25 protein-coding genes are annotated in these 25,073 nt (G+C 55.7%); 14 read left to right on the top strand and 11 right to left on the bottom strand.

The window, feature by feature from the left end; all coding sequences use genetic code 11:
• Window positions 1-2: 2 nt before the first annotated feature.
• The gene (locus CUN67_RS09595; protein ID WP_208715050.1) at window positions 3-917 is read right to left on the bottom strand and encodes a LysR family transcriptional regulator; all 915 of its coding nucleotides are present in this window, start codon (window positions 915-917) and stop codon (window positions 3-5) included.
• A gap of 86 nt (window positions 918-1,003) precedes the next feature.
• Here CUN67_RS09595 and CUN67_RS09590 point away from each other — a divergent pair, with 86 nt between their 5' ends.
• Window positions 1,004-1,924, top strand: a complete 921-nt coding sequence (locus tag CUN67_RS09590) for a carbon-nitrogen hydrolase family protein (RefSeq protein ID WP_208715049.1) — start codon at window positions 1,004-1,006, stop codon at window positions 1,922-1,924.
• Window positions 1,925-1,975: 51 nt separating this feature from the next.
• Here the strand turns inward: CUN67_RS09590 and CUN67_RS09585 are convergent, their stop codons facing one another.
• Window positions 1,976-2,344 carry a hypothetical protein gene (locus tag CUN67_RS09585; protein WP_208715048.1) on the bottom strand — a complete coding sequence of 123 codons (369 nt, stop codon included), beginning with the start codon at window positions 2,342-2,344 and terminating at the stop codon, window positions 1,976-1,978.
• Between the two features lie 183 nt (window positions 2,345-2,527).
• Here CUN67_RS09585 and CUN67_RS09580 point away from each other — a divergent pair, with 183 nt between their 5' ends.
• Complete coding sequence (locus CUN67_RS09580; protein WP_208717148.1) at window positions 2,528-3,145, top strand: DUF3313 domain-containing protein; 618 nt, start codon at window positions 2,528-2,530, stop codon at window positions 3,143-3,145.
• Between the two features lie 88 nt (window positions 3,146-3,233).
• Here the strand turns inward: CUN67_RS09580 and CUN67_RS09575 are convergent, their stop codons facing one another.
• Window positions 3,234-3,845, bottom strand: coding sequence for a TetR/AcrR family transcriptional regulator (locus CUN67_RS09575; RefSeq protein WP_208715047.1), 612 nt, complete (start codon window positions 3,843-3,845; stop codon window positions 3,234-3,236).
• A 62-nt stretch (window positions 3,846-3,907) separates the two neighbouring features.
• Window positions 3,908-5,578, bottom strand: coding sequence for a DUF4091 domain-containing protein (locus CUN67_RS09570; RefSeq protein ID WP_208715046.1), 1,671 nt, complete (start codon window positions 5,576-5,578; stop codon window positions 3,908-3,910).
• Window positions 5,579-6,030: 452 nt separating this feature from the next.
• Here CUN67_RS09570 and CUN67_RS09565 point away from each other — a divergent pair, with 452 nt between their 5' ends.
• From CUN67_RS09565 to CUN67_RS09535, 7 genes are all read left to right on the top strand, one after another.
• Window positions 6,031-7,296: an ABC transporter substrate-binding protein gene (locus tag CUN67_RS09565; protein WP_208715045.1), complete on the top strand. Its 1,266-nt coding sequence runs from the start codon at window positions 6,031-6,033 to the stop codon at window positions 7,294-7,296.
• An 88-nt stretch (window positions 7,297-7,384) separates the two neighbouring features.
• Window positions 7,385-8,320: a carbohydrate ABC transporter permease gene (locus tag CUN67_RS09560; protein WP_208715044.1), complete on the top strand. Its 936-nt coding sequence runs from the start codon at window positions 7,385-7,387 to the stop codon at window positions 8,318-8,320.
• A 98-nt stretch (window positions 8,321-8,418) separates the two neighbouring features.
• Window positions 8,419-9,201: a carbohydrate ABC transporter permease gene (locus CUN67_RS09555; RefSeq protein ID WP_208717146.1), complete on the top strand. Its 783-nt coding sequence runs from the start codon at window positions 8,419-8,421 to the stop codon at window positions 9,199-9,201.
• 27 nt (window positions 9,202-9,228) lie between these two features.
• On the top strand, window positions 9,229-10,353 hold the full coding sequence (locus tag CUN67_RS09550; RefSeq protein ID WP_208715043.1) for an ABC transporter ATP-binding protein: 1,125 nt from the start codon (window positions 9,229-9,231) through the stop codon (window positions 10,351-10,353).
• A 15-nt stretch (window positions 10,354-10,368) separates the two neighbouring features.
• Window positions 10,369-11,286 carry an ROK family protein gene (locus tag CUN67_RS09545; RefSeq protein ID WP_208715042.1) on the top strand — a complete coding sequence of 306 codons (918 nt, stop codon included), beginning with the start codon at window positions 10,369-10,371 and terminating at the stop codon, window positions 11,284-11,286.
• Window positions 11,283-12,053, top strand: coding sequence for a transcriptional repressor AgaR (gene agaR, locus CUN67_RS09540; RefSeq protein WP_208715041.1), 771 nt, complete (start codon window positions 11,283-11,285; stop codon window positions 12,051-12,053). Before CUN67_RS09545 ends, agaR begins: the two co-directional genes overlap by 4 nt.
• 20 nt (window positions 12,054-12,073) lie before the next feature.
• Window positions 12,074-13,237 (top strand): Gfo/Idh/MocA family protein, encoded by a 1,164-nt coding sequence (locus CUN67_RS09535; RefSeq protein WP_208715040.1) that lies wholly within the window; start codon window positions 12,074-12,076, stop codon window positions 13,235-13,237.
• 33 nt (window positions 13,238-13,270) lie between these two features.
• Here CUN67_RS09535 and CUN67_RS09530 read toward each other — a convergent pair whose 3' ends face one another.
• Window positions 13,271-14,080, bottom strand: a complete 810-nt coding sequence (locus CUN67_RS09530; protein ID WP_208715039.1) for a DeoR family transcriptional regulator — start codon at window positions 14,078-14,080, stop codon at window positions 13,271-13,273.
• A gap of 249 nt (window positions 14,081-14,329) precedes the next feature.
• Here CUN67_RS09530 and kbaZ point away from each other — a divergent pair, with 249 nt between their 5' ends.
• The 5 genes from kbaZ to kbaY all read left to right on the top strand — a co-directional run bounded on the left by kbaZ (window position 14,330) and on the right by kbaY (window position 19,501).
• Window positions 14,330-15,610: a tagatose-bisphosphate aldolase subunit KbaZ gene (kbaZ, locus tag CUN67_RS09525; protein WP_208715038.1), complete on the top strand. Its 1,281-nt coding sequence runs from the start codon at window positions 14,330-14,332 to the stop codon at window positions 15,608-15,610.
• Window positions 15,611-15,622: 12 nt separating this feature from the next.
• Entirely contained in the window at window positions 15,623-16,750 is a 1,128-nt protein-coding gene (nagA, locus tag CUN67_RS09520; RefSeq protein ID WP_208715037.1) for an N-acetylglucosamine-6-phosphate deacetylase, read from the top strand.
• A 180-nt stretch (window positions 16,751-16,930) separates the two neighbouring features.
• Complete coding sequence (locus CUN67_RS09515; protein ID WP_208715036.1) at window positions 16,931-17,167, top strand: hypothetical protein; 237 nt, start codon at window positions 16,931-16,933, stop codon at window positions 17,165-17,167.
• Window positions 17,168-17,474: 307 nt separating this feature from the next.
• The gene (locus CUN67_RS09510; RefSeq protein ID WP_208715035.1) at window positions 17,475-18,644 is read left to right on the top strand and encodes an SIS domain-containing protein; all 1,170 of its coding nucleotides are present in this window, start codon (window positions 17,475-17,477) and stop codon (window positions 18,642-18,644) included.
• Entirely contained in the window at window positions 18,644-19,501 is an 858-nt protein-coding gene (gene kbaY / locus CUN67_RS09505; RefSeq protein ID WP_208715034.1) for a tagatose-bisphosphate aldolase subunit KbaY, read from the top strand. Before CUN67_RS09510 ends, kbaY begins: the two co-directional genes overlap by 1 nt.
• Before the next feature lie 117 nt (window positions 19,502-19,618).
• Here kbaY and araD read toward each other — a convergent pair whose 3' ends face one another.
• From araD to CUN67_RS09475, 6 genes are read right to left on the bottom strand one after another with little or no spacing between them, the layout of a single operon-like run.
• Complete coding sequence (gene araD / locus CUN67_RS09500; RefSeq protein ID WP_208715033.1) at window positions 19,619-20,317, bottom strand: L-ribulose-5-phosphate 4-epimerase; 699 nt, start codon at window positions 20,315-20,317, stop codon at window positions 19,619-19,621.
• The gene (locus CUN67_RS09495) at window positions 20,314-21,174 is read right to left on the bottom strand and encodes an L-ribulose-5-phosphate 3-epimerase (protein WP_208715032.1); all 861 of its coding nucleotides are present in this window, start codon (window positions 21,172-21,174) and stop codon (window positions 20,314-20,316) included. Before CUN67_RS09495 ends, araD begins: the two co-directional genes overlap by 4 nt.
• Window positions 21,171-21,827: a 3-keto-L-gulonate-6-phosphate decarboxylase UlaD gene (gene ulaD / locus CUN67_RS09490; protein WP_208715031.1), complete on the bottom strand. Its 657-nt coding sequence runs from the start codon at window positions 21,825-21,827 to the stop codon at window positions 21,171-21,173. The genes CUN67_RS09495 and ulaD overlap by 4 nt, the downstream gene beginning before the upstream one ends.
• A complete protein-coding gene (locus CUN67_RS09485) occupies window positions 21,824-23,305 on the bottom strand; it encodes an FGGY-family carbohydrate kinase (RefSeq protein WP_208715030.1) in 1,482 nt (493 codons plus the stop codon). Before CUN67_RS09485 ends, ulaD begins: the two co-directional genes overlap by 4 nt.
• A complete protein-coding gene (locus CUN67_RS09480) occupies window positions 23,302-24,597 on the bottom strand; it encodes an MFS transporter (protein ID WP_208715029.1) in 1,296 nt (431 codons plus the stop codon). Before CUN67_RS09480 ends, CUN67_RS09485 begins: the two co-directional genes overlap by 4 nt.
• Window positions 24,594-25,070, bottom strand: coding sequence for a YhcH/YjgK/YiaL family protein (locus CUN67_RS09475; RefSeq protein ID WP_208715028.1), 477 nt, complete (start codon window positions 25,068-25,070; stop codon window positions 24,594-24,596). The genes CUN67_RS09480 and CUN67_RS09475 overlap by 4 nt, the downstream gene beginning before the upstream one ends.
• Window positions 25,071-25,073 lie beyond the last annotated feature (3 nt).

The following is a 25,073-nucleotide window of genomic DNA, read 5'->3' as shown; positions in this document are numbered from 1 at the left end:
AGTTACGGTTTACACATAACCTTCAGCAACTCACGCAAAATATTTCTCACCCCGGCCACCGCCGGGTCCCTGAGACTGTCGGTTCGCCAGGCCAACTCAACCGAATACTCAGGTAATTCAATCGGGCAGCGTAAAAGCTGTAAATCGAACATTTCCGCCATCGCGCGAGCGGCGTGGCTGGGCAGCGTCACAACGGATCGTGAACCTTTGATCAGCCAGGGAACGGCGGAGAAATGCGTCGCGGCGGCTTCAACCGTGCGTTTCAGCCCCCGTTCAGCCAGTGCTTCATCGACAATACCCACCACGCCACCCGATGAAATCAGAATATGTTGCAGTCCGGTGTACTCATCGAGGGTTAACTGTGGCGTCGTCAGCACAAAATCCGTGACGCAGGCGTAGTCATTCACCCCGACTAACTCTTTACTCAAGGCTGCCGAGCTACCGCTCCCCGCGGTCACCGCCAGATCGACCATGCGATTCATCAACATCCCGGCGGCAATCCGGCTGTGAATTTGCCGGAATATCAGCCGCAGCCCCGGATACTCCTGTGCCACGCGGTTAATCAGTTTGCGCGCCAGTGCGATTTCGTAATCATCGGACCAGCCCAGCACCACGCTGCGGCCATCGAAGGCCGCCTGATCCAGCTGCGCCAGTGAAAGGCTCTGGCGACAGCGATTCAACGCCTCACTGACAATCGGTTTTAACTCTTCAGCCCGACGACTCGGACGCAGACCACGCCCGGTACGGTCAAATAAATGGTCGCCATAGATTTTGCGCAGCCTGCCTAACGCCGCGCTCACCGCTGACTGGGTAATCCCCAGCCGCACAGCGGACCTGCTGGCGCTGCCTTCTTCATACAGGGCTTCAAATACTTTGAAGAGATTAAGATCGAGTGACTCGATATTTATTTTATTCATATCTGATATACAGCATGGCCGATTGATTCATATCACTATAGCGGGGAATATCGGTGCTTCACATCTCCGGCAACAGGGTATTAACCATGACCACCTCAACCGTGGCGGTGCTGCAAATGGGTTCCGCCCCTGCAGGCAAAGCACAAACCTTAGAAAAAATTCTGTCTTATGAAGATCAGATCATTGCCAGCGGTGCCCGTCTGGTGGTGATGCCTGAGGCCCTGCTCGGCGGCTATCCCAAAGGGGAAACGTTTGGCACCCAGCTGGGGTATCGCCTGCCGGAAGGACGGGAAACCTGGGCAGAATATTTTGCCAACGCCATTGATGTGCCGGGCAAAGAAACCGCTGCGCTGGCGGATCTGGCGCGCAGAACCCAGGCCGCATTAGTGATTGGCGTGATTGAACGCGAAGGCAGCACCTTATATTGCAGCGCGTTATTTTTCGAACCCGAAACCGGGCTGGCGGCGAAGCATCGCAAATTGATGCCAACCGGCACCGAACGTTTGATCTGGGGCCAGGGCGACGGTTCCACCCTGCCGGTGCTGGATACGCAGGCCGGACGCATCGGTGCCGCGATTTGCTGGGAAAACCATATGCCGCTGCTGCGTACCGCCATGTATGCCAAAGGCGTACAAATCTGGTGCGCGCCAACGGTCGATGAGCGTGATGTATGGCAGGCATCGATGCGGCATATCGCCCATGAGGGACGCTGTTTTGTCCTCAGTGCTTGCCAGATTCAGCCGTCACCGGCGGAACTGGGGATTGAAATTCCCGGCTGGGATAGCCAGCGTCCGTTGATTCAGGGCGGCAGCGTGATTATCGGCCCTTTGGGTGATGTACTGGCCGGTCCGCTACGCGGCAGCGAAGGCTTGCTGTGTGCGCAGATTGATACCGATGAACTGATTCGCGCCCGTTATGACTTTGATGTGGTCGGCCATTATGCCCGCCCGGATGTTTTCTCTTTATCTGTTGACCAAAAACCAAAAAAAACCGTAACTTTCCAGTAATCTAACGGCCAACACCAGGGCCAGCCTGAAACGGCGCGATAAATCGCGCCGCTACAGATCAGGTAAACAACTATTTTCCGCCATAAACCGTTTCACGGCAGCGCGTACCGCAGCACGTAACGGCATCGCCCGATTAACCCGGTACTCATAAAGCAGCTGCAAAAATGTCGTGACCATGATTTCCGGTCTGCGGTAGCGCAGTTCACCCTTCAGCATCGCCCCATTGACGATCCACATCACCTGTTCTTCCACTGCTGGCGGGCAACGGGTTGCCAGTGCCAGCCTCAGCCCTAGCCTGTTTAATCTTTTGCCCAACGGCAGGCTGGCGTAGCGCAAGGGAAGCGCCATATTTCCGGCCAGTAATAAATCTGCCTCATTTCTGCATACGCCGTTTTCACCACTGATGATGGTTCTGTGCATCCCCCGCCCCCCCCCCCCTGAAACCTGCTGCAACATCTGCTTGACAGAAACAGCATAAATCAAGATAACTATACCGTACAGTTTAATTATAGCGTTTTTATACTCATTTTTACTTTTTAAGAGGATCGGATAGTGGAGAAATCATTGAAGGGGATTTATGCGGGATTGACTGTGCTGATCCTGATGGCGGGCGTAACCGGATGTTCCAGTAACGCGCCGGTGAAGTATACCGGGCTGGAGTCCTCTTCCCGGCTGAGCGCCAACGCCGGGGATGACAGCGACAGAATCCCCTTTCGCTACAGCGCGCCTGTGGACTGGAAGAAATACGGCAAGGTAATCATTGAACCGGTCAGCATTTATCAGGGCAGTGACGGCCAGTTTAACGATATGGATCAAGCCGATCGCCGCCATCTCGCCGATTATATGCAACAGAAGTTTGGCAAGGAATTAACCACGCGCTTTCAGAGCGCCACGTCCCCTTCCCCGAATACTCTGCGTCTCAAACTGACGCTGACCGGTGCCGATACCACCACCCAGGTAGCCGGGACCGTCACCAAATTCGACCTCGCTGGCGGACCTTATAATATCGTCCAGTCGATTCGCGGCGGGCGCGGGATGCTCAGCGGTTACGTGAACTATGCGGTTGAAATTCATGATGCCGAAACCGGTGAGCTGCTGCTGGCCTACGTCGCGGAGCAATATCCTAATGCGATGAATATCGGTGCGACCTTCGGCTCACTCAGCGCAGCAGAAACCGGTATTGATAAAGGGGCGGAGGAACTGCTGAAAAAATTACAGTAACAGCTCGATTAATGTAGCGGCGCGATTTATCGCGCGCTTTTGGGCCGGGGCACGGCTGATAATAGCGCGATAAATCGCGCCGCTACCGTTAACGGGCACCCGTCAGAAACAGATCCACTGCCGCCGTCACCATTTCAGCAATACGGGCTTCAGAATAGGTATCCATCTCTTTTTTCAGCATCAACTCATCAACTTCTGCCCTGAGCAAAGATGAGAACTGACGGGCGCGTAGCATCGGACAATTTTCTGCCAGCTCGCCCAGCTCCATATGTTTTTTCATCAGGCTGGCGAGGATCTCCATACTCTCCCGTACCCCTGAGTCGTGGAAAAGCGCGCCTATATCGGAGTGGCCAGCTTCACCGACCACCACACGATACAGTTGCAGCGCCTGGCTGTCCGTCATCAGTACGCTGAGCATGCCCTTGCCAAAACGCTGCAGTTTCGATTCCAGACTTAACGCTGCACTCTCGCTTTGCAGCAATTCTGCTGACGCCTCTGTGAGGTAGTGGGTACTGTAGGCTCTGACCACCGCTTCAAACAGGGCTTCTTTTGAAGGGAAGTAGTTGTAGAGCGTGGCCTTGGAACCCCCGGCGCGTCGGGCAACTTCATTCATTGAGGCCCGCTCATAGCCGTGTTCCTGAAACACCGCGGAAGCGGCAGTCATAATGGCCTGTCTTTTTTCATCGGTAAGTGTGCGCATAGCATCCTCTTTGCGGCTGAACGGGCAGCATAACAAAACCGCCCGGTTCATTAAACCGCAGGTTATGCTTTGTTGCTGGCAATGCGTCGGTTTACCTCGTGGCGCAGGTGCAGCAATTTCTCCGCATCAGCGGGCCAGGCCTTAAAGGTAATGCGCATCCCCATTACCTCCTCCACTAAGGCTTCCACCGCTGCACGCCCTTGCAAGCTTTCCAGTAGCTGTAACGCCCGCAGATCCTGCAACGCTTCCAGCAGCACTTTCAGGCGAATTGAGGGCAAGGGCGTGAAATCTTTTCCAGGATAAACCAGGAAAGGATCACCCGCCGGAAATGCCTGTAAACCATCCGTTACCGCGAAGGGATCAATCGCTTCGCGTGACAGCTCACTGTTGTAGAAGTTAAAGCCCCAATGCAGGAATCCCTCAATGCGATATAACCACAGCTGAACGCCAAGGATGCGGTTGCGCACCGACGGTTGCGCCATAAAACGGTTGGCAACATCCAGGTATTGAGCGCAGCAGTAATAGGTCCACTGGCCGGGTACCTGGTTCTCCAGAAAAGGTTCCAGATGATCCGATGCGGTGACGGGTTTCTCCACCAGGCCGAGCCGATAGAAATCGTAATCCGACAAGGCATCCAGCGTGCGATAGCCAGAAATCAGCGGACGCAGCAGATCGCTGGCTTTGCGATAGTTTTCCAGATGCTGATCGGTGGGTTCATCGGAAATGTGGAACCACACCCGATCCTGCAATCCCTGCTGATTAAACCAGGTCGTCAATTGCGGCAGGAAGGCGGTGAGAAAGTGACGCCATTGTTCGCCAAACGCATCAGTATGCCAGCCAAAACGCGCTTCCCGGCGGCCATCCGGCAATTCCACCATCACATGAGGCGCATGAGCCGCTCCCCATTGGGTAAAAAAGTGGGCGATCTCAAAGTCCCGAATCCCCTCTTCCCGGCATAACGCCACCCAGCGTGCCAGGCGCTCAAAGCCAAAGCGGTAGCCCCCCTGCCCATCATCCATGACATCAACCAGCTGCACCTCAGTACGCACCGTACCGGGCGCGGTATCAAGTGGCGGCGTAAACAATGGCGTCAGCATCATATTGACGCCGTGCGCCACCGCGCTACGCACAAAGTTACGTACCGCCTGCCAGTATTCCTCACTGAACACCGGCAGTTGATAGTAATTTGCCAGGCAATCGGTATGGATCCATTCAGTATGGTAAAGCTGTTGCTCAGGCAGCGCGTCCGGTAACACCGTCAGCGTTAGCGTGCTTTCGCTTACCAGGCTGCTGTCCTCTTTATCCTGCAAGCGCAGGGTAATATTGTGCTGCCCCGGCGGCAAACCGCTGGCCGCTGGCGTCACGCAGAGCCACAGCGCCCCCTGATAGTTGCAGGTAATTTGCAGCTCAGGCGTGGTGAGCGGCATCAGCAGGTCCGGAAACAGACCCGGTTCGGTGGTCAGATAGTTTTCATCCACGGTGTTGTAACAAGGCAGATGGCCCGGCACTGAGGTGACCTGGTACAGCTGTAACCAGGGCAGTAGCTCACTCTCCACTGTCCAGTGCCATGTGCGGCGGGTTTTGCGCTCCCCGGACGGGAGAAAATATTGCGCCTGAAAAGAGAACGTTTCATTGGCAAGAATGCTGGCTGTCGTCAGTTGCTTTACATCGGTAATTGTTTTTTGGTGGAACATTTTTTCCAGCGACGAAGTCAGCCGCAGATGTAACGTCATGGTTCATCCCTTATAGATTCAGAAGTTGGCAATTTAATAGCACGCATACTGAAAAGAAAAAATAGAAAAAAAAGGTAATAAGAAAATAAGATGACGCAGCTCGCAAAACATAATATTTTCCTGCGAACAGTGAAAGCCGGTCAGAAATAATGTTATGGCTTGAGTTTTAATTAGCGTTATTAATGTCATATCAATCCTGCCAACCTGCGCAGAAAAAACCCTTGCTAATTAGATCATTACCGTCTCACCATCCTTTCGTTTCGCTGCTTGTGTGACGAAATCACGCCTGAAATCCTGCCAAAACCCTTTCGATCTCGAAAGATCGAAAGGAAAATCGCCACTCACACTTACACTTTTTCGTTGTTGACAGCCAGATTACGGATGGTTTACAAAATCGTTTACCAACACCGGGTCTTTCCAGCGAAATACTTTTTATTGATGAGGGTTGTGTCATGCTGTTTACAAAAAACAATAAGTCTCATATCAGGCCAGTAATTTCCGGAATCACATTAGCTGTCGCACTTTTAATTCCTGCACTCAGCCAGGCAGCCGATAAAATAACGCTGCGTTACGCTATTTGGGATCGAAATCAACTTCCTGCTGAAGAAAAAATTGCTCAGTCATTCGAAAAGGCTAACCCGGATATCAATATTGATATAGAAGTGGTGCCTGCTTCACAGTATTTCGTCAAACTGGATTCCGCCGTCGCAGGGGGCGTCGCCCCGGATATTTTTTGGGTCAACATGCCTTACTTTATCCAGTATGCGCAGAACCATGTGCTGGCCCCGCTGAACGGTTACCTGAACGATAAATCGGTGGATCTGAACAACATCGTCGCCAGTTCCGTTAAAGCGTACCAGTTTGATGGTAACCAACTGGCGATCCCGCGTGATGTGGATGCGATAGCCGTCTGGTACAACAAAAAACTGTTTGATCAGGCTGGCGTCAGCTATCCGAAAAAGGGCTGGACCTGGGATGACCTGAAAACCACCGCCACCGCGCTGAAAGCAAAACTGAAAGGCGACGCTTTCCCGCTGTATATGGATCTCAGCAATGACGGCCAGGAAAGCTACCTCAATCTGCTGTACCAGAAAGGTGTGCATATTGTTCCGACCAACGGCCAGCCGACCGATATCGCCAGCGATAACGCTATCTGGGTGTATCAGCAATTACAGCAAATGATGAAAGATGGCCTGCTGCCAACCGCCAATCAGATGAGTGAACTGAAAACCGACTCGGTGTTTACCTCTAATCGTGCCGCGATGGTGTATGCCGGTTCCTGGCAGGCCGCGCCTTTCGCCAGCAACCCGCAAATTAACGACCATATTGGTGTGATTGAAATGCCGCGCATCGATAAAGAAGCTGGCGTCGCCCACAGCCTTGGCTTTGCCCTGTATGCCAACGGCAAACATAAAGATGCCGCCTGGCGTTATGTCTCCTTTATGGCGCAGAAGTCTTCACAGGAGGAGCTGGCTGCCGCAGTCATTCCGGCCAACAAACAGACGATGCCTGCCTGGGCTGCCAATGTGAAGCAGGTTGACGTCACCGCCTATCTGACCGCACTGGATCACGCCACCGCTTACCCCACCGCCGGTACCAATACACCGAAGTGGCAAAATATGTGGATCAGCAGCCTGAAGAAAATCTTTATGGGTGCAGATGCCAAAGAGGAAATGGATAAATCGGTGAAGAAAATCAGCCGTGTGATGGAAAAATAATTTAGTAGCAGCGCGAGTTATCGCGCTGCTATCAGGTTCACCATCATCAACCCGCGCGATAAATTGCGCCGCTTCGGAGCCGATAAAGATGGAAAATATCTCCCCCGTTACCGTCAAGCTAGCCAGGGTAACAACGGTAAAAAATGTCAGTAGTCTGGAACGAGCCGAGCGTTTCTGGGGCTGGATAATGATCGCTCCGCTGGTTATCGGCTTACTGGTATTTTATTTTATTCCCTTTCTCCAGACATTTTTTTATAGCTTTACCGATCTCAACCAATTTATGAACTGGACTGAGGTCAGCCTGGATAATTATCGCGACCTGTTCACCGATGATGATTTTTATACCGCTGCCCTCAACACCCTGTTTTATGTGGTGGTGTGCGTGCCGGTCAGCCTGGCTCTCTCGCTGCTGCTGGCGATCGGTCTGAACCAGCCCATTCGTGGCAAGACGCTGTTCCGCACCCTGCTGTTTCTGCCCGCCATCACCATGCCCGCTGCGGTAGCAATGGTGTGGCAGTGGTTGTTTAACGGTGATTTCGGCCTGGTTAACCATGTGCTGGGATTTATTGGCATCTCACAGGTTGACTGGCTGTCCGACCCGAAAGTGGTCCACCTCAGCGTTTCCATTATTATCATCTGGTCATCACTGGCGTTAAAAATCATTATTCTGCTGGCTGGCTTACAGAATATTCCCCGCCAGGTCTATGAAGCAGCGGATATTGATGGCATTGGCACCCTGCGCCGCTTCTTCTTTATTACGTTACCGCTGATGCTGCCAACATTATTTTTCGTGTCGATTATGAGTTTCATTGAGGTACTGCAAATCTTCGACGTCATCTTTTTAATGTTCGACCGTTCGATGATTGAAAGCGACGCGATGACGGTGACGTTCCTGTTTTATAAATATGCCTTTTACTTGCAGGAAAAAGGTTATGCCTCTGCCATCGCCGTGATGCTGTTTATCGTGACCCTGGCGATCAGCCTGGTGCAGATGTTTATTGGTAAAAAAATCAAGGTTACCTGAGGAAGCCAGCCATGAGCACATTAACCCAATCCGAAGAACTGGCGTGGTTTCGTCGTCAGCATCAGGAAAAACTCCGCCGACTGACGGTGTACGCGCTGATGACACTCGCCAGCCTCATCTCGCTGGTGCCGTTTATCTGGATGTTACTGACGTCGCTGAAAACCCAGCCGGAGAGCATTCAGATTCCGCTGGCGATTCTGCCTCAGCATCCTTCGTTGCAGGCATATCACCGTATTCTGACGGAGATCCCCTTCACCACCTTTTACATCAACTCGTTTCTCTACACCTTTTTCACCGTCACCCTGCAAATGTTGATCGCGGCGATGGCCGCTTATGGCTTCTCGCGCCTGACGTTTCGTGGTCGCGATACGGTGTTTATGTTGTGCGTATCGATTCTGATGGTGCCCGCGCAGGCTTTCCTGATCCCGCAGTTTCTTATCGTGCAGAAACTCGGTCTGGTGAATACCCTGAGCGGCCTGATTCTGCCCGGCATCTTCAGTATTTATGCCACTTTTCTGCTGCGCCAGTTCTTCCTTGGCGTACCGCGCGAGCTGGAAGAAGCCGCACTGCTCGATGGCTACAACCATTTCACGATTTTCTGGCGCATTTTGCTGCCGCTGATCCGTCCGGGATTGATTGCCTGCACCATTATTAATGGCCTGTGGGCATGGAATAACCTGATGTGGCCGTTAATCGTCAATACCAGCGTCGATAAGTTAACCCTGCCGGTCGGACTGGCGTCGCTCGCCAGCCGTGCAGGCGTGCCCTATCCCATGCTGATGGCCGGTGCACTGATGGCGGTGCTGCCGATGCTGATTTTATTCATCTTTTTCCAGCGCTATTTCATCCAGGGCATCGCCAGCGCCGGAGTTAAAGGGTAATTCCCCCCCCCACATGAGGAAGCAGCTATGTCTGGCATTCAACTGCATGATGTGAAGAAAATTTATCCCAACGGTTTCCAGGCGCTGCACGGTATTGAGCTTTCGATTCAGGAAGGCGAATTCATGGTGTTTGTCGGGCCATCGGGCTGTGCGAAATCAACCTTGCTGCGCATGATTGCCGGGCTGGAAAGCATCAGCGCAGGCGAAATTGTGATTCAAAACCGTTGCGTCAATCAGGTGTTACCCAAAGACCGGGAAGTCGCGATGGTGTTCCAGAACTACGCGCTGTACCCACATATGACGGTGTACAAAAACATGGCGTTCAGCCTGAGTGGCAAAATGCCACGCGATGAGATCGATCGCCGGGTGCGTGAAGCGGCAGAGAACCTGGAAATCAGCCACCTGCTGGAGCGGAAACCGGGGCAATTGTCGGGCGGTCAATGCCAGCGCGTGGCGCTGGGGCGGGCGATTGTGCGTCGTCCACGCGTGTTTTTGTTCGATGAACCGCTGTCGAATCTTGATGCGAAGCTGCGTGTGTCGATGCGCCTGCAACTGATCAATCTGCATCAGCAACTCAAAGCGGAAGGCTTACCCTCAACCATGATTTATGTCACCCACGACCAGGTGGAGGCCATGACCATGGGCGACCGCATCTGTGTGCTGGATCGCGGCGTGATCCAACAGGTGGACAAGCCGGTCACCCTTTATCATCAGCCTGCCAACAAATTCGTGGCCGCATTTATCGGCAGCCCGGCTATGAACCTGCATGATGTAACTATTACCACTAATAACGGCCAGCCTGCCTTGTCATTTGACGATGCTGGCAAGGTGGTATTGCCTGCCAGCGTGGCGGCTCGTCTGAACGGCTACAATGAAGCGCAAATCTGCCTCGGCATTCGCCCGGAGCATGTGCTGATCACCACGGTGGATGCGCCTGGGGCGTTACCCGCCACGGTGCAGACGGTGGAACATATGGGTAATGAAGAGATCGTGCATTGCGATGTGGCCGGTCGCCATTTTGTCGCACGCTTCCCCTCTTCTCCGGGTTGGGCATCACAACCGGGCGAACGTATCGGTCTGCAACTGGCAATGGACCATGCCCATTTGTTTGATATCACTCACGGGCGGGTGCTGCGCCCGGCGGCCTTCTAATCCCAGGATAACCCTATGCGTTACGGATTTGATATCGGCGGGACTAAAATTGAAATCGCCGCCTATGACGACAGGATGCAACAGCTGTTTCGCCAGCGGGTAGCGACACCGGGTGAGGATTACACCGCCTTTCTCAATTGCCTGGTGGCGCTCACCCAGGAAGCCGACCAGCAGTTTGGTTGCAAAGGGAAAGTGGGTATCGGCTTACCGGGCATCACCGATCCGCGCACGCAGCAGCAGCTCTCGGCCAATGTTCCCTGCCTTACCGGCCGCAACCTGAAGCGGGATATCGAAACCCTGCTCAATCGGCCAGTGGCGATAAGTAATGATTGCCACTGCTTCGCGCTTTCAGAAGCTCACTCGCCGCAAACGCTGGATTACTCGGTGGTGTTTGGCGTGATCATCGGTACCGGCGCGGGCGGCGGATTGGTGGTGAATAAACAACTGTTCACCGGTAAGCATGGCATGGCGGGCGAATGGGGCCACCTACCGGTGCCTGCGCGCCTGATTGAACGCTATCAGCTGCCCTCATTCGCCTGTAACTGTGGCCTGAAGGATTGCTACGAACGTTATGTTTCCGGGCGCGGTCTGCTGGCGCTGAGCCAGCATTTTGGTCATCCGGCCCGCGATTTGCCCGCGTTGATGATCTGTTTCCGGCAACAGGACCCACTGGCCCAGCAACTGTTCAGCATGTTTATCGCCATCCTCGCCAGTGCGCTGGCGGGTTTACAGATGATGCTGGACATCGACGCTTTTGTGCTGGGCGGTGGTTTGTCCAATATTCCCGAGATCTATCCGCGCCTGCCGGATGCCATGCGTGAAGGATTATTTGCCGTCAGCCCTCCGGCGGAGATCCTGCCACCGGTGTTTGGCGACAGCAGCGGCGTGCGTGGCGCTGCCTTACTCAACCATGTTCAGGGGGAGTCTTTATGATCAATACCGAGCAACGTCGTGAATCGATTATTGAGCAGCTAAGACGCGAAGGCGTGGTACGGGTGGAAGACCTCAGCACCCTGTACAACGTCAGCTCGGTCACCATCCGCAACGACCTGCGCTGGCTGGAGAAAAGCGGCTGTGCGATCCGTGGCTATGGCGGTGCGCAACTTAATCGCCAGTTTGTGTTTGATCGACCGCTGGAAGACAAAGGCAAAATCAACCGCGACGTTAAATTCGCCATCGCCAAAGCCGCCGCCGCCCTGATTAATGATGGCGAGGCGGTGATTATCGATTCCGGCTCCACCACCAGCCTGATGACCAAACACCTGGAAAAGCAGAAGGATCTGGTGGTGATGACCAACGCCATCAACATCGCTTACGAACTGGCCAGCCGCGAAAACATTCATTTGATGGTGCTGGGCGGCAATGTGCGCAGTGCTTCCTGGTCGATCGATGGCCCGACAGCGGAGCAGCATATCCGTCAGTACCGTTTCGACAAACTGTTTCTCGGTGTCGATGGCTTCGACCTGACCTCCGGCATCACCACACCCCAGTTGGGTGAGGCGCAGATTAATCGCGCCATGTGTGATGTCTCGCGCGAGATCATTGCCGTGGCCGACTCCAGCAAATTTGGCCGTACCAGTTTCTGTTTGATCCGCGAGGTGGAGCGTATCCACCGGCTGGTCACCGACAGCGCCATATCCGAGCAGTACGTTCGCGCCCTGGAAAAAATGGGCGTCGAAATCATCATCGCCGATCGCTAATACCGCGGGAGAGTAGCTTCATGAAAGTAGGCATCATTGGATTAGGGTTCCGTCTCGGTTATCTCGGGCATGTGTTCAGTAGCCTGTCGCCAGACTTTACCATCGTCGGTTACGTCGACCCGGCTCCTGCCGGGCTGGCGACCCTGCAACAGCATGGCATCGCAGCAGGCGTTGCCTATGACACACCAGAGGATTTGCTGGCGGCGCATCAGATCGATCTGTTAATGATCGGCTCCCCCAATCACCTGCATCTGGAGCATATTCACATCGGGCTGGCGGCTGGCGTGAAGGTGTTTTGCGAAAAGCCAGTGGTGGCAAGTCTTGAACAGAGTTATCAACTGGCGGAATTGCTGGCGCAATATGGGCAGGAACAACTGCTGATTGGTCTGGTGTTGCGCTATGCGCCAATGTATCGCGACGTGTTGCAGGCACGGCAGTCCGGTGCGCTGGGCAACATTGTTTCGGTCGAAGCCTCAGAACATATCTATCCTTACCACGGCGCGTTTTTTATGCGCGACTGGCGGCGCTACTCACGCTACTCCGGCAGCTTTATGCTGGAGAAATGCTGCCATGACCTCGATCTCTACAACAGCCTGATTGGTTGTCGGCCGATGCGCGTTGCCAGCTTTGGCGGGCGACGGAACTTTGTGCCGGAAAATGATCCGCGCCAGCAAGGGGTGGAGGATATGACGTTGTTTCACCAGAAACCGTCCGGCTGGCTGGGTGACGATAAAGTGTTCGACAGCGATGGCGACATCGTTGACCACCAGGTGGCGATTGTCGAATACGCCAACGGCGTGGCGATGAATTTCCATACCAATATTAATGCGCCGGACCAGTTCCGCCGCTTCTGTATTATGGGGTCGCGCGGCCAGGCGGAAGGCGATTTTATCCGTGGTTTCCTGTGGGTACACGATGTCATGAGCGGCAAAAAAACGGTAGATAAGCAGTACGCCACCCGTACCGCGCTGTCGCAGCATTACGGCGCCGATGAACAAATGGCGCATGAGGTGATCGATCATGTGCTGCATGGCGGCCCGTTGCCGGTTTCGCCGCAGGATGCGATTGAAGCCGGTATCCTGGCGCTGGCCATGGATGAAGCCCGTGAGCAGCGTAAGCTGGTCGATTTAGCGCCGGTATGGGAGAAACTTGACCGGTTGCTTACCCCGGCGCAAACCGTCTGAGTGATGACGCGGGCGAGCCAGCGCCCGCAATGCTTACTGGCTAACCAGCACCACTTCAATACCCGCCCGACGCAGCCCTTCAAGGCTGTTCTGCGGAATGCTGTCGTCGGTGATGATCATATGGATACGCTGGGTATCGATGATTTTGTGCAGGCTGGAACGGTTAAATTTGCTGGAGTCGGTCACCACGATGATACGTTCTGCCACTTCACACATGCGACGATTCAGGCGCGCTTCATCCTCGTTGTGGGTACTGATGCCGCGATCCAGATCGATGGCATCGACACCGAGAAAAAGCAGGTCAAAATGATAGTTCTGCAACGAATGATCGGCCTGGTCACCGTAGAACGACAGCGACTGGCGGCGCAGATGCCCCCCGGTCATCAGCACTTCCACCCCTTCCGCTTCCACCAGGGCGTTGGCAACGTTCATCCCGTTGGTCATGGCGATGACGTTCTGATGCTGGCGCATATGGCGGGCAATCTCAAAGGTGGTGGTGCCCGAATCGAGGATGACCCGATGTCCCGGTTTAATCAGCTCGGCAGCCACGCTGGCGATGCTACGCTTTGCCGAAATATTCAGTGTACTTTTGTCCTTAACCGAAGGTTCCGCTGCGCCCTGGCCGTTATCACAGATCAGCGCCCCCCCATAAACGCGCACCGCAATACCCTGCTTTTCCAGAAACGCCAGGTCGTTACGAATGGTCACGGTGGAAACCCCGTACAGTGCCGAGAGGTCATTCACCTGCACGCTACCTTGCTGGCGTAATTTTTGAATAATCTGCTCGCGCCGCTCGCTGGTCGCCGCCACGCTTTTTTCCATCGGATTATCAGAATGCTGCATAAGGTTAGCCTGCCATTCATTGCTTTCGTTTTATTTCGATTCGGCTATTAACGCCTTTCTTTCGGGCAAATGCAACCTTTGCCATCCACGAGTGACCGACAAAACGCTTTTCCATCTTGCGTTATCTTTTTCTTGCCTTTCGTTTTATGCATCTGGTAGCTTTCACTATGCTTTCATTCATCGCTGCCCGGCGCAAAAGAAAAGGTTATGAAAGGTCAATGGGTGGCATCTTACCCTGTGGAGCTTTAAGTGAAACTACTGACTGAAATTATCGCGCGTCATCGGCAAGGGGAACAAAATGGCATTTATTCCGTATGCTCGGCACATCCGTTAGTGCTGGAAGCCGCCCTGTGCTTTGCCCGCGATCGCCAGCAGCCTCTGCTGGTCGAAGCCACCTCCAACCAGGTGGATCAGACGGGCGGCTATACCGGTATGACACCCGCTGACTTTCGTGATTTCCTCTGGCAGCTGGCAGATACATGCCAGTTTCCGCGTGAACAACTGATTCTCGGCGGCGACCATCTCGGCCCCAATCGCTGGCAAAAGGAAACTGCCGAGGTGGCGATGCAACATGCCGAGGTATTAATTGCCCATTATGTGCAGGCGGGCTTCAAGAAAATTCATCTGGATTGCAGCATGTCCTGCGCCGATGATCCGGTGCCCCTGACCGATGCGCTTGTGGCGCAACGCGCCGCGCGGCTGGCGGTGATTGCCGAGGAAACCTGCCAGCAGCATTTCGGCTGCCGTGACCTGGTGTATGTCATCGGCACCGAAGTCCCGGTACCGGGCGGCGCTCACGAGACGCTGGCGGAGCTGGCCGTCACCACCCCGGAAGCGGCGCAGGCTACCCTGCTGGCGCATCATCACGCCTTTGAACAACAAGGGCTGTCTGAGCTATGGCCACGAATTATCGGCCTGGTCGTGCAGCCTGGCGTGGAGTTTGACCATACACAAATCATTGATTATCAGCCGCAAAAAGCACAACAACTCTGCCAGTGGGCAGAAACCGCAGGAAGGCCGTTGTTCGAAGCCCACTCCACCGATTATCAAACGCCAGAGTCCCTGCGCCAGCTGGTTATCGACCATTTCGCCATTCTGAAAGTCGGCCCGGCGTTGACGTTTGCCCTGCGCGAAGCGCTGTTCTCCCTCGCCAGTATTGAGGAGGAACTGCTGAGCGCCAAAGCCTGCTCTCATCTGCGCACGGTGCTTGAGGAAGTGATGCTCGACAAACCTGGTTACTGGCAAAGCCATTATCACGGCGATAGCTATACCCGCCGTCTGGCGCGCGGCTTTAGCTATTCGGACCGGGTCCGCTACTACTGGCCGGATACGCAAATTGCCGACGCGTTTACTGTGCTGATCCGCAATCTGGCGGATACTCCGCTCCCTCTGCCGCTGATCAGCCAGTATCTGCCGCTGCAATACGCCAAAGTGCGCCAGGGCCAGCTGCCTGCCACCCCCCATGCGTTGTTGATCGACCATATTCAGGATGTGCTGCAACAGTATCACTGCGCCTGCCAGCCAGCTTAAGGAGCCTGCGAGATGGAGCAAATTATTCGTGCGCGGCGGTTGTTGTGCGAAGGGGGCTGGCGCGATGATCAGCAGCTGCACCTGGTGGATGGCACCATCACCGCCATCCAGTCAATCGCCCCCGGTGAGAGGCGACGGGATGCCGAGCTGCTCTGCCCGGCCTATATCGATACCCATGTGCACGGCGGCGCGGGCGTGGATGTGATGGATGACGATCCCTCGGCGCTGCTGACACTGGCGCAATATAAAGCACGCGAAGGGGTCGGTGCCTGGCTGGCCACCACCGTCACCGCTCCGCTGGCAGAAATCATCCAGGCATTGCGGCGCATTGCCACTTATCGCCATCATCCGTCCGGTGCCCGGTTGCTGGGCAGTTACCTCGAAGGACCGTGGTTTACGGCGGAAAACCGTGGTGCGCACCTGCCGGAGTGGTTCCGCGAGCTGGATATCAACGAGATCGATCAATTGATCGATGTGGCGCAAGGCACCCTGCGCATGGTGGCACTGGCCCCCGAAAAACCCGCGGCGCTGGCGGCGATCCGTCACCTGAAAGCCCGCGGTATTCGCGTGATGCTCGGCCACAGCGCTGCCGGTTATGACCAGACTCTGGCGGCACTGGATGCCGGTGCCGATGGGCTGGTGCACTGCTTTAACGGTATGCGCGGTTTGCATCATCGCGAACCGGGTATGACGGGCGCGGGATTAAGCGACGCGCGCGCCTGGCTGGAGTTGATCGCCGATGGTCATCATGTCCATCCGGCGGTCCTGCGTCTGACCTGCCAATGCGCGCAGCAACGTATCATTCTGATCACTGACGCCATGCGGGCCGCCGGAATGGCCGATGGTCTCTACTCCATCTGTGGGCACGATGTGGAAATGCGGGCAGGTGTGGTGCGCACGGCGCAAGGGGGACTGGCTGGCAGCACGCTGACGCTGGATGCTGCGGTACGCAATATGGTCGCCCACGGTGGCATCAGCAGTGAACAGGCGATTGCGATGGCCAGCCTGCATCCGGCGCGCCTGCTGGGCATATCGCATCAGTTGGGAACCCTCTCCCCCGGGAAACAGGCCAATCTTCTGGCGCTGAATGACCAGCTGTTTCCCCAGCAGCTGTGGGTTAAGGGCGTTGCGGTATATTAAGGGCGCGCAATAAATTGCGCCGCTACCGACCGCAGATTTCCGTAGCGGCGCGATTTATCGCGCTTTTTTCAGTGATGTTCTAAGAAAATTTGATCAATAACATTGATAGCTAAATTTGAACTGAAGCGCTTCAGCTTTTGCCTTAGAATAAAACTTCGACAGACAAACTGATTGAAGCCTATGACCCCGCATAACGTATTAACCCTGACCGTTGCCGCTGTTTGCTCGCTGTTACTCACCAATGGTATCGCGGCATTTCGTACTATCCTCAACGCCACTGCCGACGAGCAGCGTGAAAAAATCAAGATAGGTCAGTTAGATATGACAATGCGTCGTTATATGACAGGCGAAGGCGTCGGCTATATTTTAACCTCTGCCGTCAGTATCATCGGTTGGTTGATGTTTATTTCTGGTTAACGCGGTAAATATTATTACCGCTTTATTTCTTTGCCGTTAAATATCCCTCTGCTTTATTTAGGTTCTTTTCTCCACTCACCTGCCATTCACCGCAATCAAATCCAACACGCCTGCACCTGATGTGTAGTGGCGCGATGTCGCGCGCGCCTGTCCCCGCCCTTTCCTTTTCTTTCCCTCTTATGTTGAACTTTCGTTTCCTTTCTTGTAGATTGCCTTATCAGTTTAAATAACCAAACGACAGCAAAAAGAAAGGTAGTGAAACTATCGGACTGGCTTTCAGTGACGGCTTAATCTTAAGGATATTGTTATGAATGAAACCCTTGCGGCCAACATGTCGGGAACCCAAACCTGGACTGAAGAAGAAATTCGGCAACAACCGGCAAGCTGGATGAGCGCCCTGCAACATCTCGACGCGCAGCGCGCCAAACTGGATGACTGGCTGGCAACCTTCTACGCCCAGCCAAATGGCAGGATCATCCTCACGGGTGCGGGATCGTCAGCCTTTATCGGCGACATCATCGCCCCTTATCTGGCACGTCAGCTGAAGGCCAATGTGGCTGCCATCCCCACCACCGATTTAGTCACCAATCCGATGGACTACTTTGCTGGCGAGCAGCCTTTATTGCTGGTTTCCTTTGCCCGTTCTGGCAATAGCCCGGAAAGCGTCGCCGCGGTCCAGCTTGCCAATCAGTTTGTGCCCGATTGCCGCCATCTGATCATTACCTGCAACGCCACCGGTGATTTGTATCGTTTTGCCAGTGAGCATGACAACGCCAGGGCGCGTCTGATGCCGGCGGAAACCCATGACCGGGGTTTTGCCATGACCAGCAGCATCACCACCATGATGCTCAGTTGCCTGGCTATTTTTGCCCCGCAGCAGTTCAACACCCAACGTTTCAGTCATGTTGCTGAATGCTGCGGGAAGATCATTCAAAGCCACGGTGATTTCAGCCAGTCAGCCTTTGGCCATCTCGACTGGCAACGGGTGGTGTATCTTGGCAGTGGCAGTTTGCAGGGTGCGGCTCGCGAATCCGCGCTGAAGGTGCTGGAACTCACTGCCGGACAACTGGCCGCTTTCTACGAATCACCGGTTGGCTTCCGTCATGGCCCTAAATCGCTGGTCGATGATAAAACCCTGGTAGTGCTGTTCATCTCCGGCCATCCCTATACCCGGCAGTACGACCTTGACCTGCTGGCCGAGCTACATCGTGAAAAGATCGCGCTGCGCGTCGTCGCCATCACCAGCCAGCCTGCTGCTGAGGTTGAAGCCGGTCCGCATCTCTATTTACCCACGTCGCAGGCACTGAACGATGTTGAGCTGGCCTTTTGCTTCCTGATCTATGCGCAGATCTTCGCCCTGACGGCTTCACTGAAGTCCGGCATTACCCCGGATACCCCTTCCGCCAGCGGCACGGTGAATCGCGTGGTTCAGGGCGTGGTGATCCATCCGTGGCAGCAGCATAAGGATGCACACTGATGGGTATTATCTCGACCAAATATCTGTTGCTGGATGCGCAGGCGCGCGGCTATGCGGTGCCAGCCTTTAATATCCATAATGCCGAGACCATTCAGGCGATCCTGGATGTTTGCCAGGAAATGCAATCGCCGGTGATTCTGGCGGGCACGCCTGGCACCTTTAAACACATTGCGTTCAAAGAGATCTTTGCGCTGTGCGAAGCTTACTCAGCCAGTTACGGCCTGCCGCTGGCGCTGCATCTTGACCATCATGAAACCCTTGATGACATCCGCACGAAAGTCTCTGCCGGGGTACGCAGTGCGATGATCGACGGCAGCCATGTGCCCTTTGCCGACAATGTGCGTCTGACGCGCGAGGTGGTTAACTTCTGTCATCGCCACGATTGCAGCGTCGAAGCGGAACTGGGACGCCTCGGTGGCGTAGAAGATGATATGGCAGTCAGTGACGAAAGCGCGTTTCTCACCGATCCCGATGAAGCACGGCAATTCGTCGAACAAACCGGGGTGGACAGCCTGGCGGTGGCGATTGGCACCGCGCATGGTCTTTATACCCAGACGCCGAAGATTGACTTTGACCGGCTGGCAAAAATTCAGCAACGCGTCGATATCCCGCTGGTACTACACGGTGCCAGCGACGTACCGGATGACTATGTTCGTCGTGCCATCGGGCTGGGCGTGTGTAAAGTCAATGTCGCCACTGAACTGAAAATCGCCTTTGCCGGCGCGGTGAAGAACTGGTTTGGTGAAAATCCGCAGGGTAACGATCCCCGCTACTATTTACGGGTGGGGATGGATGCGATGAAAGCGGTGGTACGCGATAAGATTCTGGTGTGTGGATCGGCGGATCGGCTGAAATAAGCTGATTACGCGATAAATATTGCAGATACCGTAGCGGCGCAATTTATTGCGCGGATTTTTTCCTGCACCGCGCATGAAATTGCGCGATAAATCGCGCCGCTACAAATCCGTACCGTTTTACTGCCCGTAATAGGCATTGGCCCCGTGCTTCCTGAGAAAATGCTTATCCAGCAAATTCTGCGGCATATCTTTGATCCCCGGCGTCAGCTGGCGCGAGAAAATCCCCATATAGGCAATCTCTTCCAGCACCACCGCGTTGTGCACCGCGTTATCGGCGTCTTTGCCCCAGGCAAAGGGACCATGCGCATTGACCAGCACCGCCGGGATCGCCGTCGGGCTGATGCCGCGCGAACGGAAGGTTTCGATAATCACCTCGCCGGTGTTGTGTTCATAGTCATCGACGATTTCCTGTTCGGTCATCAGGCGGGTACAGGGGATGGTGCCGTAGAAATAGTCGGCGTGGGTGGTGCCCCAGGCGGGCAAGTCCTGCCCGGCCTGTGACCAGATGGTGGCATGGCGCGAATGGGTATGGACGATGCCGCCGATATCGGCAAAAGCACGATACAACGCCAGATGGGTGGCGGTATCCGACGACGGTTTTTTGCTGCCTTCCACGATGCGTCCGCTTTCCAGCTCCAGCACCACAATATCCTCCACCGTCATGCCGTCATAATCCACGCCGGAGGGTTTGATCGCCACCAGGCCGCTGGCGCGATCGATGGCGCTGACATTGCCCCAGGTGAAGGTAACGAGGTGGTGGCGCGGCAACGCCAGATTGGCTTCCAGCACTTGTTGTTTCAACGTTGATAAGCTCATTGCAATCCCCCTTCCTGCATTTTCTGTTCAATCCAGCGCCGCGCCTGCACGATCTCCGCGACCGGTTCTTCGGCTTTTTCCGTCCACATCTCAATCAGAAACGCACCGCGATAGTTCAGCTGCTTCAGCGTGCGGAACACGCTGACAAAATCGACGCATCCCTGACCAAAAGGCACGTCACGAAACTGTCCGGGTGAATCGGCGGTGACCGGCTGGGTATCCTTCAGATGGATGGCGGCGATACGGTCAATGCCCAGCGTCAGTTCGGCGGTCACGTCGTTGCCCCAGGCGCTGAGGTTGCCGACATCGGGATAGACCGAGAACCACGGTGAAGCCTGCTGCTGCTCCCATACCTTCCATTTGCTGATGGCGTTAATAAATTCGGTATCCATAATTTCCACGGCCAGCATCACCTGGGCCGCTGCCGCGCGTTCCACCGCACGCGATAATCCGGCGGCAAAGCGTTCTACCGTCCCGGCATCGTGCGGTTCGTAATAAACGTCATAGCCCGCCAGCTGGATGGTACGAATGCCGACATCCTTCGCCAGCTGGATCGCCCGATCCATCAGATCATCGGCACGCTGACGCGTCGCGGCATCGTGGCTGCCGAACGGAAAACGACGATGCCCGGACAGGCACATCGACGGAATGGTAACGCCGGTTTCAATCATCGCGTTCACCAGCGACAGACGCTGTTCTTTGCTCCAGTCCAGCCGTGCCAGCCGTTCATCGGTCTCATCGACCGACATCTCGACAAAGTCGAAACCGCAGGCTTTCGCCAGCGCGAGGCGTTCCGGCCAGGTCAGATGGGCGGGCAGCGCTTTCTCATAGATTCCCAGTGGATGCTGGCGTTTCATGGTGTTCCCCAGATGTTGGCAATGGCCTGATGAAATTGGCTGGCGGTCTCCACGCCGGTGACACTGTCACTCAGCGCGCGCCCGGCGATAAACGCCTTTACGTCGATATTGCGAAACTGCGGCAGTTCGGCCGGGGTAATCCCCCCGGTAATGGACAGCGCAAACCCCATATCCGATAACGCCTGCATCGCAGCAAGATCCTGTTGGCTCCACTGCTGACCACTGGCCTGCGCATCACGCCCCCGATGGTAGATGGCCTGGGTTAGCCCCAGGCTGCGCCACTGCCGTGCATCTTCCAGCGTCCAGTGACCAAACAATTCAATCTGGATATCGCCCTGGTAGTCGCGCGCCACATCCAGCGCAGTGGCGAAGGTCGCCAGCGGCGCGGCACAAATCACCGTCATCCAGTTAGCACCTGCGTCGAAGGCCATCTGTGCCAGCGTGGCTCCGGCATCCGCCACTTTAAAATCCGCCACCAGGGTTTTGCCCGGATGCTGCTGGCGCAGACGGCGTACCGCCTCAATGCCCGCGCTGAAGCACAAAATGGTGCCAGCTTCGATGATGTCGACTTCCTGATGCAGCTGCTGCGCGGTGCTGAGTGCGGCATCAAGGTCGGTGTGGTCCAGCGCCAGCTGGAGCAAAGGAAGGCTCATGGGGTCACTCCTTGTACAGCTGCCAGAGCATGCACCAGCTGCTGATAACGTTGATATTTCTGCTGATAACGCGCGTGTCTGGCGCTATCCGGTTGCCAGATAACAATCTCCGGGTTGAGCGCCTGCTGCGCCTGTTGCAGCGAGGCATACGCACCGGTGCCGGTCAGGGCCACCAGCGCAGCCCCGAGACAACCGCTCTCGGCGATCTGCGGCACTTCGACCGGCATCCCGCTGGCATCAGCAAACATTTGCATCCAGGGGGTGGAGCGGGTCGGCCCGCCGCTCAGCCGCAGAGCGGTGGCGCGCGGGAAACGCTGGCGGATACGGTTGAGATGGGTAAGGTGCGAGAACACCACACCTTCATAGATCGCCTGCACCAGATGTGCACGGCTGTGACCCGCCTGGATGCCAAAGAAACTGCCGTGCAGATCGGCCCCGGCATTGCAGCCATACAGAAACGGCAGGAACAGCAGCGAGCTGCTGGCCGGTGGCAGTTCTGCCACCCAGTTATTCAGTTGCTGGTAATCCTCAATGCCCCATTGCTGGCAAAACCATTCCAGATTCGCCGCCGAGGTCGGGCTGGCGTCATGGATGATGAACTGGTCATCAATGGCATAGCGGCCATACACAAACGGATAATTCGCTTCATCGATGATGCGATCGGTAATGCCGCTGGTGACGGACCAGGTGCCCATCACCGCGTTCAGCCGGGTTTCATCATGCAGCCCGGCACAGACTGCGGTAGAAACCACATCAAACAACCCACCCACCACCGGCGTGCCCGCACGCAGGCCCGTCAGTGCCGCCGCCACATCGGTGACATGACCGGCAATCTGTGTCGGACCAATAATCGGCGGTAATGCCGGAATGATTTCATCGATGGCTAAGGTCTGCGCCAACGCTGCTGACCAGTCGCCACTCTGCATGTCATAGAGGTTGGATTCAGAGATGTTGGTCTCTTCACACGCCAGTTCCCCGGTCAGACAGAAACGCAGGTAATCATGCGCCATCAGCACGCTGCCGATGGCGGCATAACGCTGGGGCTCATGCTGTTTAATCCAGCGCAACAGCGACACCGGATGGCCGGTCCACAGCGTCTGACGCGTCTGCGGATACAGCTGCTGTGGCATGCCGTCACGCTGCCACTGCTGCACCAGCTCCAGCGCGCGACGGTCGGATGAGAGGATGCCATTGCCGAGCGGCTGATGTTGCTTATCCAGCAGAAACAGCCCCTTGCCCTGCGCAGAGATGCCGATCCCCGCCACCTGCTGCGCATCCTGCCCGCTTTGCGTCAGTACCTCGCGGATCACCGCCGCCGCCTGTTGCCACAGCTGCGTCATATCACGTTCGGCGCGGCCGGGTTCCGGCACCAGCACTGGCAGTGTTTGCCGCGCCACCGCCAGTTCCCGGCCCTGCGCGTCATACAACCCGGCCTTGATAAAGGTGCCGCCGCAGTCCAGTCCTAACCAGCTGTTCATGCGGCCTCCCGCTTCACGGAGTCGCAGCGTGCGGGCAGCGTCAACGCCAGTACGGAAGCAATCGCCAGCGAAATCGCCAGGCTGTAAACACCGGCATCCTTGCTGTACTCAGCAATCAGCACCCCGACCATATACGGGCCACAGAAACCACCGAGATTACCCAGCGCATTGATCAGGCCACGCGCCGCACCGGCCACTTCCGCGTTAAACAGGCGGGGCGGAATGCTCCAGAACACCCCGGCCGCCGACTGGATAAACACCCCACAGCCCACCAGCGCGGCATACGACCACCAGATGTGATCCTTCAGAACCACCGACAGCGCCATGCACAGGGCAAAGCCCGCCAGCGGCAGTGCCACGAATATCTTGCGACGACCGCTGGCATCGGACAGCGACGAGAACAGAAACATGCCAAAGATCGCCCCGACATACGGCAGAATCGCCAGCATCCCCACCTTCTCGGCGTTACCGTTGGTGAGACCTTTGAGGATGGTCGGCAACCACAGGGTGTAGCCGTAGATCCCGGTCTGATAGAAGAAATTCACCAGAATCAGTCGCCACATCACCGGTTCGCGCATCACCCGGCTCAGCGAGGCTTTGCGGGTGTTCTGGCCTTTGATCATCAACTGTTCGTCATGCAGGGTTTTGATCAGGTACTGCTTCTCCGCCGGAGAGATCCATTTGGCTTCCTGCGGGCGATTGCTGATGGTGAACAGCCACAACACCATGACAAATACCGACAGCACCCCTTCCACGAAGAACAGCATGCGCCAGTCCCAGTTGGTGATGATCCAGCCAGACAGTGGCGCGGTAATAATTCCGGCGATCGGCACGAACATAATGACGATGGCATTGGCGCGGCCGCGTTCTTTATCCGGGAACCAGTTGCCAATCATGGTCAGCACCACCGGCAACATACCGCCTTCCGCCACCCCGAGGGCAAAGCGCAGCGCCAGCAGTTGATACTGACTGGTCGCCAGCCCGGTGAGAATCGAGATCACCGCCCAGGCCAGCAGCGACCAGCCAATAAAGCGTTTGCCGTTGCCGTACACCGCCAGCTTGCCGCCCGGTACTTGCAGGAACAGATAACCAATAAAGAAGATGCCGCCCGCCAGCCCTGCCATTGAGGCACTGATGCCCAGCTCGGCATCCATCCCTCCCGGCATGGCAAAGGCAATATTGACGCGGTCCATATAGGAGATGATGCAGGTGATCAGAATCGGCGGAATGATGCGCAGCCAGCGCAGCGCTGGTACACCTTCCCGGCTCAGTGCGGTAGACGTCAGACTCATGCTGTCCCCTCCAGGTCGGCAGTCGGGATCTTCACCACCACCTTGCGGATCGCCGCAGGCTGGTCCGGTGCACAGTTAGGGCGATGAATATCCTGCGGGAAGAACACCGCAAAGGTGCCGGGCACCATGCGGATCAGGGTTTCATCCGGCGCGTGCTGATAAAAAATGATGTCGCGATTTTCATCATAGGGTTGATGGATGCTCAGGCTGGCGGGCTGATTTGCCACACCAATCACCTCGTCACCCGACACCAGATATTGCACATCAATATGGTGGCGATGGGCTTCCGGGTAATTTTCCTGTGCCGGGGCGGTTTGCAAATCCAGCACCTGCACCTGCCAGCCGGTGGCGCTATCTACGTAGCGTCCGGCGGCGATGTTTGCCAGATCGTGACTGGCGAGATACGCAATCGCCCTGGCGATAGCCGGTGGATAATGACGTGCGTCAGTGTTAGCGATATGTCCGGTAATCATCGG

The sequence above is a fragment of the Pantoea cypripedii genome, assembly GCF_011395035.1.
Lineage (GTDB): Bacteria > Pseudomonadota > Gammaproteobacteria > Enterobacterales > Enterobacteriaceae > Pantoea > Pantoea cypripedii_A.
The sequence above is the reverse complement of the archived record's forward strand: the minus strand, read 5'-3'. Positions and strand labels throughout refer to the sequence as shown.